Here is a 12,467-nt window from a genome sequence, read left to right as displayed (position 1 = left end):
ATGAGCCTGGAACAACGCGTTAACGATCTGGAAAGCCGCCTGGCCTTTCAGGATGACACCATTCAGGCGCTGAACGACGTGCTGGTGACTCAGCAGAATGTGGTGGAGCGTCTGCAGTTGCAGATGGCCGCACTGCTCAAGCGCCAGGAAGAAATGGTCGGCCAGTTCGGATCCTTTGAAGAAGACGCGCCGCCGCCGCCGCACTACTGAGTTTGCGTATTTTGTAAGGGCAATAAAAAACCGCGGACAGCCAGGCTGTTCGCGGTTTTTTCGTTCTGGATCAGCGACGCGGCAGGGCGGCGATCACATCCTCGGCTTGCAGGCCTTTGTCACGGTTCATTACCGAGAACTCCACACGCTGGCCTTCGACCAGGACGCGGTGGCCTTCGCCACGAATGGCGCGAAAGTGCACGAAAATATCATCGCCGGAGTCCCGGGAGATAAAGCCGAAGCCCTTGGAAGTGTTGAACCACTTGACGGTACCGGTATCGCGGTTGCTCATGTCGTAGCTGGTCGGCGCGGCAGCCGGAGATGACCTGTAGAAGCTGACGGCCAGGTGCAGGACCACGGCAACCAGAGCGATCGCCAGGCTGAACAGTACCGCAGGCTGGCCGGCGATGACCGGCATCGGTGCGATCAGGGTCAGGGTTTGCAGCACGACGGTGAGCACCAGCAGGGCGCTGACAAGGTTTTGCAAATGCTGGCGCGGGCCTTTGTTCCAGTAAGGGATCACCGGGGCAATGACCAGGTTCAGCAGGCCGAAAAAGGCCAGGTAAAGTGCATCGGGTTGTTGCAGGTAAGGAACGGCTTCGGATTTCAAGCTGGGTATGAACGACAGCAGCAACGCCGCTGCGCCCATTAGCAGGTGGACGATTTTCAACATTTTTATTGACTCACGTTATGACGGCTCACAAGGAAGAGCTGAAGGCGCACGGTTCGCTTCGAAACTATAAGAGGCGTTGGACACGTACCCGGTATCAGCCTATGCGCAACACCCGGAAAACGGGGCGTAGCGACACGCTGTCTATTTAACAGCAAAGCCTGCAGCTACTCAAATCACGCCGGCCAGCGGCATGCGTGGGGCGATTTGTCGCCTCTATCGGGTCGATACGGGGGCTGTCAGGCGAGGGTGGCCTTGCTACAGTGCAGCGACACCTGCTGGATGAATTCAATCGCCGTTAGGGGGTAAACATGGCAATCGATATCGGTATCAGTGAAGAGGATCGCAAGTCCATCGTCGAAGGGTTGTCGCGTCTGCTGTCGGACACCTATGTGCTGTATCTGAAAACCCATAATTTCCACTGGAACGTCACCGGTCCGATGTTCCGCACCCTGCACCTGATGTTCGAAGAGCAATACAACGAACTGGCACTGGCGGTGGACTCGATCGCCGAGCGCATCCGGGCCTTGGGCTTTCCGGCACCGGGTGCCTATGCGACCTATGCGCGCCTTTCTTCCATCAAGGAAGAAGTGGGGGTGCCAAGTGCCGAAGACATGATCAGGCAATTGGTCGAAGGTCAGGAAGCGGTCACCCGTACCGCCCGCGGCATTTTCCCGTTGCTTGATAAAGTCAGTGACGAGCCGACCGCTGACCTTTTGACCCAGCGCATGCAAGTCCACGAGAAAACCGCGTGGATGCTCAGGGCGCTGCTCGAAGCCTGATTGCCGGAGGCGCACGGACACGAATTGTGGGGCGTGCGCCTGTTTTGGCCGGGAAAAGGCATTCGCTAATGTAGGAAATGAAGAGAGCGGCTCGCCGCTCCATGATCCTCCTTGCTGTGTTGGCTTATCCTACGCAGACGGACAAAAAGTCGTCTGGATATACCTTTGCCCCTGCGCTTTTAATGAGGTGACAGGATGTTGCCTTGACAAGAGGCAGCGATGGCAAAGGAGTGTCAACGATATGGAAGGTGGAGACAGGCGAGGTGACATCGCCATCGGCTCACGGCAGGACGGAGCCCTGGCGCCGTTTCTTGAAGAGTTCGACATGGCATTGATCCAGCCGCTGGCCCGTTCGGTGCGTTTGAACGGTTTTGCAACCTGCATGCGGCTGGAGCAGGTCTACTGGAATATTCTGGGTCGCATGGCCGAGAACAACAGTTGTTCGGTCGGTGCGCTGTTATCCCGTGTCGATCGCGAGGTGCATTTGCGCCACGGCGGGGTGAAGAACTTCAGCGGCCTTGTACGGGTGCTGTGTGTCGTACATGGCCTGCGTGATGCCCCGGTGTCGGCCGGGGGTTGCCAATGACGTGGCGGCCTGTGCAGTCTTGCGGCTGCACAGGCCGCATTTAATGGATATAATCCCGCCCTTTCGCCACACCGCCCTGCGGGCGCTGGCAATCTGATCGCCGAGACAACTCCATGCCGATGTACGATTACCAATGTGCTTCCTGTGGTCATCAGTTGGAAGCCATTCAAAAGATCAGTGACGCACCACTGGTCGATTGCCCTGCCTGTCAGGCTCCAGAGCTCAGGAAACAGCTGTCCATGCCGGGCTTTCGCCTCAGCGGCAGCGGTTGGTACGAAACCGATTTCAAGACCGGCGCGAAGAAGAATCTGGCCGGTGGCGACAAATCTGACTAGGGTTCAGGCCCAGGTCGAACGACATGCGTGAGTTTCCGGGGCGCTTGAGTGCGACGGGATCTCCACCGAATTTCGAATTACGAGAAGCGAAACCACTACCATGATGCGCAGCCATTATTGCGGCCAACTGAACGAAAGCCTGGAAGGCCAGGAAATTACCCTTTGCGGATGGGTTCACCGTCGCCGCGACCACGGCGGGGTGATTTTCCTCGATATCCGTGATCGTGACGGTCTGGCCCAGGTGGTATTCGATCCGGATCGCGCCGAGAGCTTCGCCGCCGCCGATCGCGTGCGCAGCGAATACGTCGTGAAGATCACCGGCAAGGTGCGTCTGCGTCCGGCCGGTGCCACCAACGCCAACATGGCGTCGGGCATGATCGAAGTCCTGGGCTACGAACTGGAAGTGCTGAACGAGTCGGAAACCCCGCCGTTCCCGCTGAACGAGTTCTCCGATGTCGGTGAAGAAACCCGCCTGCGCTATCGCTTCCTCGACCTGCGTCGCCCGGAAATGGCCGAGAAGCTGCGTCTGCGTTCGCGCATGACCACCAGCATCCGTCGCTACCTCGACGAAAACGGCTTCCTCGACGTGGAAACGCCGATCCTGACCCGTGCGACTCCGGAAGGCGCGCGCGACTACCTCGTACCGAGCCGTACCCACGCCGGTTCGTTCTTCGCGCTGCCGCAATCGCCACAGCTGTTCAAGCAACTGCTGATGGTTGCCGGTTTCGACCGCTACTACCAGATCGCCAAGTGCTTCCGCGACGAAGACCTGCGTGCCGACCGTCAGCCTGAGTTCACTCAGATCGACATCGAGACCAGCTTCCTCGACGAAAAAGACATCATGGGCCTGACCGAAGGCATGATCCGCAACCTGTTCAAGGAAGTGCTGGATCTTGAATTCGGCGAATTCCCGCACATGACCTTCGAAGAAGCCATGCGCCGCTACGGTTCCGACAAACCAGACCTGCGTAACCCGCTGGAACTGGTAGACGTGGCCGATCAGCTGAAAGAAGTGGATTTCAAAGTCTTCAGCGGCCCTGCCAACGATCCGAAATGCCGTATCGCCGCACTGCGCGTTCCAGGCGGGGCGAGCATGCCGCGCAAGCAGATCGACGATTACACCAAGTTCGTCGGTATCTACGGTGCCAAGGGCCTGGCGTACATCAAGGTCAACGAGCGCGCGGCCGGTGTTGAAGGTCTGCAGTCGCCGATCGTGAAAAACATTCCGGAAGCCAACCTGAACGTGATCCTCGATCGCGTCGGTGCAGTCGACGGCGATATCGTGTTCTTTGGCGCCGACAAGGCCAAGATCGTCAGCGAAGCCCTGGGCGCGCTGCGTATCAAGCTCGGTCACGACCTGAAGCTGCTGACCTGCGAGTGGGCACCGATGTGGGTCGTCGACTTCCCGATGTTCGAAGAGAACGACGACGGCAGCTTCTCTGCTCTGCACCACCCGTTCACCGCGCCGAAGTGCACCCCGGAAGAGCTCGAAGCCAACCCGGCTGGCGCGCTGTCCCGTGCCTACGACATGGTTCTGAACGGCACCGAACTGGGTGGCGGTTCGATCCGTATCCACCGTAAAGAGATGCAACAGGCGGTATTCCGTCTGCTGGGCATCAACGAAGCGGAACAGGAAGAGAAGTTCGGCTTCCTGCTCGACGCGTTGAAGTACGGTGCACCGCCGCACGGTGGCCTGGCCTTCGGTCTGGACCGTCTGGTGATGCTGATGACCGGCGCTCAGTCGATCCGTGAAGTGATCGCTTTCCCGAAAACCCAGAGTGCTGCCGACGTGATGACGCAGGCGCCGGGTGTCGTGGATGCCAAGGCACTGCGCGAACTGCACATTCGTTTGCGTGAAACACCAAAGGCTGAGTAAGACGGGCCTGAAGGCGCATCTTCGGATGCGCCTTTTTTCTTTCTGCAGTGATTGAAAACGAGATTTTTTTGCTGGCCGATGCACCTGCATGGCGGGCATTGTTCAAGAGAATTCGGAGCGAGTTATGGCAGGTCATTCCAAGTGGGCGAACATCAAGCACCGCAAAGAACGCCAGGATGCCAAGAGAGGCAAGATTTTCACCAAGTGGATCCGCGAGCTGACCGTGGCGGCCCGTCAGGGCGGCGGTGATCCGGGCTCCAACCCGCGTCTGCGTCTGGCACTGGACAAGGCGCTGGGCGCCAACATGAGCCGGGACATCATCGATCGTGCCGTGGCTCGTGGCGCCGGCGCTACCGAAGCCGACAACGTTGAAGAACTGACCTACGAAGGTTACGGCCCGGGTGGCGTGGCGGTGATGGTCGAATGCATGACCGATAACCGCAACCGAACCGCAGCAGCTGTTCGCCACGCGTTCAGCAAGTGTGGCGGCAACCTCGGTACCGACGGTTCGGTGGCCTATCTGTTCGAACGCAAGGGCCAGATCAGCTTTGCACCGGGTGTCGACGAAGATGCGCTGACGGAAGCGGCGCTGGAAGCCGATGCAGACGACGTGGTCAGCCACGAAGACGGCTCGATCGATGTGTTCACCTCGTTCACCAGTTTCTACGCGGTACGCAATGCGCTGGAAGCGGCCGGGTTCAAGGGCGATGACGCGGAAATCGTCATGCAGCCGACCACCAGTGCCGAACTGGATCTGGAGGGCGCCGAGAAGGTACTCAAGCTGATCGACATGCTCGAGGACCTGGATGACGTGCAAAACGTCTATTCCAACGCGGATATTCCGGAAGACGTGGCTGCTCAGCTCGGCTGATAACGGCTAGGCTTCAATGTGGGAGCTGGCTTGCCAGCGATGGCGTCGGCACATCAGGTAATGATGGCGCCTGACATTCCGTCATCGCTGGCAAGCCAGCTCCCACATTTGTTTTTGTGTTTTTTCGAACCTGCAGGCTTATGACTTTAATTCTTGGTATCGACCCCGGTTCGCGCATCACCGGATACGGCATTGTTCGCGATACGGGCCGTGGTTGTGTCTACGTGGCTTCCGGCTGCATTCGTACCGGTGCCGGCGAGCTGCATGAACGTCTGCAAATCGTCTATCGCGGTGTACGGGAAATCATCCAGACCTACGGTCCGGTGACCATGGGGATCGAAAAGGTGTTCATGGCGAAGAATGCCGATTCCGCGTTGAAACTGGGGCAGGCCAGGGGGGCCGCTATTGTTGCTGGCGCCGAGGAGAGCCTGGAGATCGCCGAGTACACGGCCACTCAAGTCAAGCAGGCGGTGGTCGGCACCGGCGCCGCGAATAAAGAGCAGGTTCAGATGATGGTCATGCACATGCTGAAACTGACCAGCAAGCCGCAAATCGACGCTTCTGACGCGTTGGCCATTGCCATTTGCCACGCGCACACTCGCTCCAGCCTGTTGCCTCACGGTCTGGGTACCGCACGCAGTCGTGGCGGGCGCCTGCGTCTCTGATAGCATCAGCAGTCAATTTCACGGAATGTGGATTTCGCGCCTGGGTCGTCGGCCGTAAATCCATGTTCTGTTGGTCGCCAGCCCACGGCTGGCCAACGCTCAAGGATCTGAAACGTGATTGGACGCTTGCGCGGCACTCTGGCTGAGAAACAGCCGCCGCACCTGATTCTGGATGTAAACGGCCTCGGGTATGAGTTGGAAGTGCCCATGACCACCTTGTATCGCCTGCCGTCGGTCGGTGAACCACTGACCTTGCACACCCATTTGGTCGTACGCGAAGACGCGCAGTTACTCTATGGTTTTGCCGGCAAGCGCGAGCGAGACTTTTTTCGCGAGTTGATCCGTCTCAATGGTGTGGGGCCGAAACTGGCCCTGGCCCTGATGTCGAGTCTGGAAGTCGATGAGCTGATCCGCTGCGTGCAATCCCAGGACACCTCGGCGCTGACCAAGGTGCCGGGCGTAGGCAAGAAAACCGCCGAGCGTCTGCTGGTGGAGCTCAAGGATCGCTTCAAGGCCTGGGAAACCTCGCCGGCCATGTTTGCACTGGTGCCTAACCAGCCGGACGGCCCGGCGCCGGTCAATACCGCCGAGAATGATGCGGTCAGCGCGCTGATTTCCCTGGGCTACAAGCCACAGGAAGCGAGCAAGGCGATTTCCGCGATCAAGGAGAAAGGCTTGAGCAGTGAAGACATGATCCGACGCGCCCTGAAGGGAATGATTTAAGTGATTGAAGCTGATCGTCTGATCGCCGCCACGCACAGTCCGCGTGAGCGCGAAGAAGTCCAGGATCGGGCTATACGTCCCGTCAGCCTGGCCGAATACATCGGCCAGCCGACCGTCCGCGAGCAGATGGAACTGTTTATCCAGGCCGCCCGTGGCCGTAGCGAATCCCTCGACCACACCCTGATTTTCGGCCCGCCCGGATTGGGCAAGACTACTCTGGCCAACATCATTGCCCAGGAAATGGGTGTGTCGATCAAGAGTACGTCGGGACCGGTGCTCGAGCGCCCCGGGGATCTGGCCGCGCTGTTGACCAACCTTGAGCCGCACGACGTGCTGTTCATCGATGAAATCCATCGTCTGTCGCCAATCGTCGAAGAAGTGCTGTACCCGGCGATGGAGGATTTTCAGCTCGACATCATGATCGGTGAAGGGCCGGCGGCGCGTTCGATCAAGCTTGATCTGCCGCCGTTCACCCTGGTCGGTGCAACGACGCGGGCAGGGATGCTGACCAACCCGCTGCGCGACCGTTTCGGTATCGTCCAGCGCCTGGAGTTCTACAGCACCGCCGATCTGGCGACGATCGTCAGTCGCTCGGCGAATATCCTTGGATTGCCGCTGGATCCGGAAGGCTCTTTCGAGATCGCCCGCCGTGCCCGTGGCACGCCGCGGATCGCCAATCGACTGCTGCGCAGGGTGCGGGATTTTGCCGAAGTCCGGGCCAAGGGGCATATCACCAAGTCCGTCGCTGATCTGGCATTGAACCTGCTGGATGTCGACGAACACGGCTTCGATCATCAGGACCGGCGATTGCTGCTGACCATGATCGAGAAGTTCGATGGCGGTCCGGTCGGCATCGACAGTCTCGCGGCCGCGATCAGCGAAGAGCGTCACACGATCGAAGATGTGCTGGAGCCGTATCTGATCCAGCAGGGCTACATCATGCGCACGCCGCGGGGCAGGGTGGTGACCCGGCATGCGTACCTGCATTTTGGTTTAAACATTCCGTCACGAATGGGCGAAATGCCCGTGGCAGACGAGTTTCTGGATGCTGTGGACGATTGATACACATTTATTGGCGATTTATTCAGCGTTTGTACTGTCTCAGGACGGTACTTTTGCGGTAAAGCCTTTGAACAATGAAAAACAGTTGCCTGGCCGGATTGGCAACCCGAGGAGTAAGCACTAGAGTATGCGCGCGCAAAACGGGCTTGAGCCGTTCACACATCGTTGTCGCGTTTATTACGAGGACACCGATGCGGGCGGCATCGTGTATTACGTTAATTACCTCAAGTTTATGGAACGGGCTCGAACCGAGCGGCTCCGGGAGCTGGGCTTTGCCCAGTCGGCGCTGGCAGGTGAGGACCTGTTGTTCGTCGTGCATTCCAGCGAAGCGCGTTATCACGCGCCGGCGCGACTGGACGACGAGCTGCTGGTAAGCGCTGATGTAATCGAATTGAACCGTGCCAGCCTGCGCTTTCGACAGCAGGTCAGGCGGGCAACGGATAATGTGCTGCTCTGCGAGGGGCAGTTTCTGGTGGCCTGTGTGCGCACTAACAGTTTGAAACCCCGGGCCCTTCCCGAAGACTTGCGTGCGGCTTTCGCCGACGCGGTCGGCACGGGTACACACTTGAAGCAGGAGATAAAGCGTGGAAGCTAACGTCGTCGACCATTCCTCCATGTGGAGCCTGGTCAGCAATGCCAGCATCGTGGTGCAGTTGGTAATGTTGACTCTGGTGGCCGCATCGGTGACCTCATGGATCATGATCTTTCAGCGCAGCAATCTGCTGCGCGCCGGTCGACGTGCCCTGGAGAGCTTCGAGGAGCGCTTCTGGTCGGGTATCGACCTGTCCAAACTATACCGCCAGGCCGGCAGCAACCCGGATCCGGATTCGGGCGTCGAGCAGATCTTCCGTGCCGGCTTCAAGGAATTCTCCCGTCTGCGCCAGCAGCCGGGCGTCGATCCTGAAGCGGTGATGGAAGGTGTGGCCCGTGCCATGCGCGTGGCCATCTCCCGCGAGGAAGAGAAGCTCGAGCAGAGCCTGCCGTTCCTGGCCACCGTCGGTTCGGTCAGCCCGTACATCGGTCTGTTCGGTACTGTCTGGGGGATCATGAACTCCTTCCGTGGTCTGGCCAGCGCCCAGCAGGCCACCCTGGCCACCGTGGCACCCGGCATCGCCGAGGCCTTGATCGCCACCGCGATCGGTCTGTTCGCCGCGATCCCGGCCGTTATCGCTTACAACCGTTTCTCTGCCCGCAGTGAAACCTTGCTGAGCCGCTACTACACCTTCGCCGATGAGTTCCAGGCGATCCTGCACCGCAAAGTGCACACCAGCGAAGAATAAGCAGGTATTTCCCGATGGCTTTAATCACTCGAGCCCGACACAAGCGCAAGCCGGTCGCCGAGATGAACGTAGTGCCTTACATCGACGTGATGCTGGTGCTGCTGGTCATCTTCATGGTGACTGCGCCGATGCTCAATCAGGGCGTGAAGGTGGATCTGCCCAAGGTTTCCAGCGAAGCCTTGCCGCAGGACAACAACACCCAGGTGCTGACCATTTCGATCAAGGCTGACAAGACCTACTACTGGAACCTTGGCAGCGAAGTCGACACCGAGAAGCAACAGGACCGGGCCATGACCCTGCCGCAGATGACCAGCGCGGTGACCAAGATCATCGCGGCCGGTAACGATAACGGCAAGCGTACCCAGGTCTTCATCCGTGGCGACAAGTCCGTCGATTATGGCTCCGTCATGGGTGCCATGGGCGGGTTGCAGAAAGCCGGGGTCGGTAATGTTGGCTTGATCACCGAGGCCCCCTGATGCAGCAACAGCGAGAGCCGTCCGCCTCGGAAAGCTACTTCTGGCCCAGTGTCTGGGCGATTGGCTTGCACGTGCTGGTGTTCGGCATGCTGTTCGTCAGTTTCGCCATGACACCGGAGCTGCCGCCGGCCAAACCGATCGTCCAGGCGACCCTTTACCAGCTGAAATCGAAAAGTCAGGCGACCACCCAGACCAATCAGAAGATTGCGGGTGAGGCGAAGAAATCCGCCGCGCGCCAGACCGAAGTCGAGCAGATGGAGCAGAAAAAGGTCGAGCAGGAAGCGGTGAAGGCTGCGGAACAAAAGAAAGAAGAAGCGGCTCAAAAGGCCGAGGAAGCCAAGAAGGCCGATGAGGCGAAAAAAGCGGACGAGGCGAAGAAGGCTGATGAAGCCAAGAAGGCCGACGACGCGAAGAAAGCCGCCGAAGCCAAGAAGGCAGAAGAGAAACAATTGGCTGATATAGCCAAGAAGAAAGCCGAAGAAGAAGCCAAGAAGGCTGCTGAAGAAGAGGCCAAGAAAGCGGCCGCTGAAGAAGCCAAGAAGAAGATCGTCGAAGACGCGAAGAAGAAAGCTGCCGAAGACGCCAAGAAAAAAGCCGAGGCTGAAGAGGCGAAGAAGAAAGTCGCCGACGAAGCCAAGAAGAAAGCTGCTGCCGATGCTGCGAAGAAGAAAGCGCAGGACGCGGCACGCAAATCGGTCGAGGACAAGAAGGCCCAGGCTCTGGCCGACCTGCTGTCCGACAAGACCGAGCGTCAACAGGCTTTGGCGGACGAACGTGGTGACGAAACCGCGGGCAGCTTCGATGACTTGATTCGTGCGCGGGCAGCGGAAGGTTGGGCTCGTCCTCCTTCGGCACGCAAGGGCATGACGGTTGTGCTGCAGATCGGCATGTTGCCGGACGGCACGGTGACCACGGTCAGCGTGGCCAAGTCCAGTGGCGACGGTCCTTTCGATGCGTCGGCAGTGGCGGCGGTCAAGAATATTGGACGTTTGACGGAAATGCAGGGAATGAAGCCGAGCGATTTCGCTCCGTATCGTTCATTCAAGATGACATTCACACCTGAGGATCTAGCCTTGTGAGAAACCTTCTTCGAGGAATGCTGGTCGTGATCTGCTGCATGGCAGGGATCGCGATGGCGGATGAAAAGAACATTCTGGTCACCAGCGGCAGCGATCGGGCTACCCCGATCGCCGTCGTACCGTTCGGTTTCCAGGGCGGTGCCGTCCTGCCGGACGACATGGCTGAAATCATTGGCAACGATCTGCGGAACTCTGGTTATTACTCGCCGATTCCGAAACAGAACATGATCAGCCAGCCAAGCCAGCCGAGCGAAATCATCTTCCGTGACTGGAAGGCGGTCGGTGCCCAGTACATGATGGTTGGCAGCATCGTTCCAGCGGGCGGTCGCCTGCAAGTGCAGTGGGCGTTGTTCAACGTCGCTACCGAGCAGAAGGTCGCGGACGGCAGTGTTTCCGGTACCACCGAACAGCTGCGTGACATGGCGCACTACATCTCCGACCAGTCGTTCGAGAAACTGACCGGTATCAAGGGTGCATTTTCGACTCGCCTGCTGTACGTGACGGCTGAACGCTTCTCCGAGAAGAACACTCGTTACACGCTGCAGCGTTCGGACTACGACGGTGCCCGTGCCGTGACCCTGTTGCAATCGCGCGAGCCTATCCTGTCGCCGCGTTTTGCACCGGATGGCAAGCGCATTGCCTATGTGTCGTTCGAGCAGAAGCGTCCACGGATCTTCATGCAGAACATCGACACCGGTCGCCGTGAGCAGATTACCAATTTCGAAGGCCTGAACGGCGCGCCAGCCTGGTCGCCGGATGGCAATCGCCTGGCGTTCGTGCTGTCGAAAGACGGTAACCCGGACATCTACGTCATGAACCTCGGTTCGCGTCAGATCACCCGAGTGACTGCAGGTCCGGGCATCAACACCGAACCGTACTGGGGCAAGGATGGCTCGACCATCTACTTCACCTCCGACCGTGGCGGCAAGCCGCAGATCTACAAGACCAGCGCCGGTGGCGGTGGTGCCGAGCGCGTGACGTTCGTGGGCAACTACAACGCCAACCCGAAGCTGTCGGCGGATGAAAAGACCCTGGTGATGATCCATCGTCAGGACGGTTTCACCAATTTCAAAGTAGCGGCTCAGGATTTGCAGCGCGGAAGTGTAAAAATCCTCACTGATAGCACTCTGGACGAGTCGCCTACTGTTGCGCCCAACGGCACCATGGTAATCTACGCCACCCGCCAGCAGGGCCGGGGAGTCTTGATGCTCGTGTCCATTAATGGACGCGTGAGGCTCCCGCTTCCTACCGCTCAAGGCGAAGTCAGAGAACCGTCCTGGTCCCCTTACCTGAACTGACGCGGCGCTTTACGTTTTACTTAACACACTGGGGTTCATTAGGAGTTTCACGATGGAAATGCTGAAGTTTGGTAAATTTGCTGCGCTGGCTCTGGCCATGGCTGTAGCTGTAGGTTGCTCGTCCAAAGGCGGCGACAACGCCGGTGAAGGCGCTGTTGATCCAAACGCTGGTTACGGCGCAAACACTGGTGCAGTTGACGGTTCCCTGAGCGAAGAAGCTGCTCTGCGCGCAATCACCACCTTCTACTTCGAATACGACAGCTCGGACCTGAAGCCAGAAGCCATGCGCGCTCTGGACGTTCACGCCAAAGACCTGAAAGCAAACGGCGCTCGCGTTGTTCTGGAAGGCAACACCGACGAACGTGGTACTCGTGAGTACAACATGGCACTGGGCGAGCGTCGTGCGAAAGCCGTTCAGCGTTACCTGGTACTGCAAGGTGTTTCCCCAGCTCAGCTGGAACTGGTTTCCTACGGCGAAGAGCGTCCAGTTGCTACCGGCAACGACGAGCAGTCCTGGGCTCAAAACCGTCGCGTCGAACTGCGTAAGTAATTCG

16 protein-coding genes are annotated in these 12,467 nt (G+C 58.8%); 15 read left to right on the top strand and 1 reads right to left on the bottom strand.

What is annotated here, in order from left to right; all coding sequences use genetic code 11:
* Positions 1–210: a SlyX family protein gene (locus tag C6Y56_RS22095; protein WP_169431629.1), complete on the top strand. Its 210-nt coding sequence runs from the start codon at positions 1–3 to the stop codon at positions 208–210.
* A gap of 70 nt (positions 211–280) precedes the next feature.
* Here the strand turns inward: C6Y56_RS22095 and C6Y56_RS29425 are convergent, their stop codons facing one another.
* Positions 281–883 (bottom strand): cold-shock protein, encoded by a 603-nt coding sequence (locus tag C6Y56_RS29425; protein WP_169431628.1) that lies wholly within the window; start codon positions 881–883, stop codon positions 281–283.
* Between the two features lie 308 nt (positions 884–1,191).
* Here C6Y56_RS29425 and C6Y56_RS22085 point away from each other — a divergent pair, with 308 nt between their 5' ends.
* The 14 genes from C6Y56_RS22085 (at position 1,192) to pal (ending at position 12,463) form a co-directional block, all read left to right on the top strand.
* Complete coding sequence (locus tag C6Y56_RS22085) at positions 1,192–1,662, top strand: Dps family protein (protein WP_065258530.1); 471 nt, start codon at positions 1,192–1,194, stop codon at positions 1,660–1,662.
* A 241-nt stretch (positions 1,663–1,903) separates the two neighbouring features.
* A complete protein-coding gene (locus C6Y56_RS22080) occupies positions 1,904–2,248 on the top strand; it encodes a ribbon-helix-helix domain-containing protein (RefSeq protein ID WP_169431627.1) in 345 nt (114 codons plus the stop codon).
* A 113-nt stretch (positions 2,249–2,361) separates the two neighbouring features.
* Positions 2,362–2,583, top strand: coding sequence for an FmdB family zinc ribbon protein (locus C6Y56_RS22075; RefSeq protein ID WP_065258528.1), 222 nt, complete (start codon positions 2,362–2,364; stop codon positions 2,581–2,583).
* Between the two features lie 100 nt (positions 2,584–2,683).
* Entirely contained in the window at positions 2,684–4,459 is a 1,776-nt protein-coding gene (gene aspS, locus C6Y56_RS22070; protein WP_085709621.1) for an aspartate--tRNA ligase, read from the top strand.
* A gap of 124 nt (positions 4,460–4,583) precedes the next feature.
* On the top strand, positions 4,584–5,330 hold the full coding sequence (locus tag C6Y56_RS22065) for a YebC/PmpR family DNA-binding transcriptional regulator (RefSeq protein WP_003227527.1): 747 nt from the start codon (positions 4,584–4,586) through the stop codon (positions 5,328–5,330).
* Between the two features lie 140 nt (positions 5,331–5,470).
* The gene (gene ruvC / locus C6Y56_RS22060) at positions 5,471–5,995 is read left to right on the top strand and encodes a crossover junction endodeoxyribonuclease RuvC (RefSeq protein ID WP_169431626.1); all 525 of its coding nucleotides are present in this window, start codon (positions 5,471–5,473) and stop codon (positions 5,993–5,995) included.
* Between the two features lie 114 nt (positions 5,996–6,109).
* Positions 6,110–6,718: a Holliday junction branch migration protein RuvA gene (ruvA, locus tag C6Y56_RS22055; protein ID WP_007951205.1), complete on the top strand. Its 609-nt coding sequence runs from the start codon at positions 6,110–6,112 to the stop codon at positions 6,716–6,718.
* On the top strand, positions 6,719–7,780 hold the full coding sequence (ruvB, locus tag C6Y56_RS22050; RefSeq protein ID WP_085709623.1) for a Holliday junction branch migration DNA helicase RuvB: 1,062 nt from the start codon (positions 6,719–6,721) through the stop codon (positions 7,778–7,780).
* A 127-nt stretch (positions 7,781–7,907) separates the two neighbouring features.
* The gene (gene ybgC / locus C6Y56_RS22045) at positions 7,908–8,375 is read left to right on the top strand and encodes a tol-pal system-associated acyl-CoA thioesterase (RefSeq protein ID WP_169431625.1); all 468 of its coding nucleotides are present in this window, start codon (positions 7,908–7,910) and stop codon (positions 8,373–8,375) included.
* The gene (gene tolQ / locus C6Y56_RS22040; RefSeq protein ID WP_007912733.1) at positions 8,365–9,060 is read left to right on the top strand and encodes a protein TolQ; all 696 of its coding nucleotides are present in this window, start codon (positions 8,365–8,367) and stop codon (positions 9,058–9,060) included. The genes ybgC and tolQ overlap by 11 nt, the downstream gene beginning before the upstream one ends.
* 23 nt (positions 9,061–9,083) lie before the next feature.
* Positions 9,084–9,536, top strand: a complete 453-nt coding sequence (gene tolR, locus C6Y56_RS22035; protein ID WP_169432690.1) for a protein TolR — start codon at positions 9,084–9,086, stop codon at positions 9,534–9,536.
* Complete coding sequence (gene tolA, locus C6Y56_RS22030) at positions 9,536–10,615, top strand: cell envelope integrity protein TolA (RefSeq protein ID WP_169431624.1); 1,080 nt, start codon at positions 9,536–9,538, stop codon at positions 10,613–10,615. The genes tolR and tolA overlap by 1 nt, the downstream gene beginning before the upstream one ends.
* 17 nt (positions 10,616–10,632) lie before the next feature.
* Positions 10,633–11,913, top strand: a complete 1,281-nt coding sequence (gene tolB / locus C6Y56_RS22025) for a Tol-Pal system beta propeller repeat protein TolB (RefSeq protein ID WP_166742344.1) — start codon at positions 10,633–10,635, stop codon at positions 11,911–11,913.
* Positions 11,914–11,965: 52 nt separating this feature from the next.
* The gene (gene pal / locus C6Y56_RS22020; protein WP_003178634.1) at positions 11,966–12,463 is read left to right on the top strand and encodes a peptidoglycan-associated lipoprotein Pal; all 498 of its coding nucleotides are present in this window, start codon (positions 11,966–11,968) and stop codon (positions 12,461–12,463) included.
* The last annotated feature ends 4 nt before the right edge of the window (positions 12,464–12,467 follow it).

Origin of the sequence: Pseudomonas fluorescens (assembly GCF_012974785.1) — a bacterium.
Taxonomy (GTDB): Bacteria; Pseudomonadota; Gammaproteobacteria; order Pseudomonadales; family Pseudomonadaceae; genus Aquipseudomonas; species Aquipseudomonas fluorescens_BT.
The sequence above is the reverse complement of the archived record's forward strand: the minus strand, read 5'-3'. Positions and strand labels throughout refer to the sequence as shown.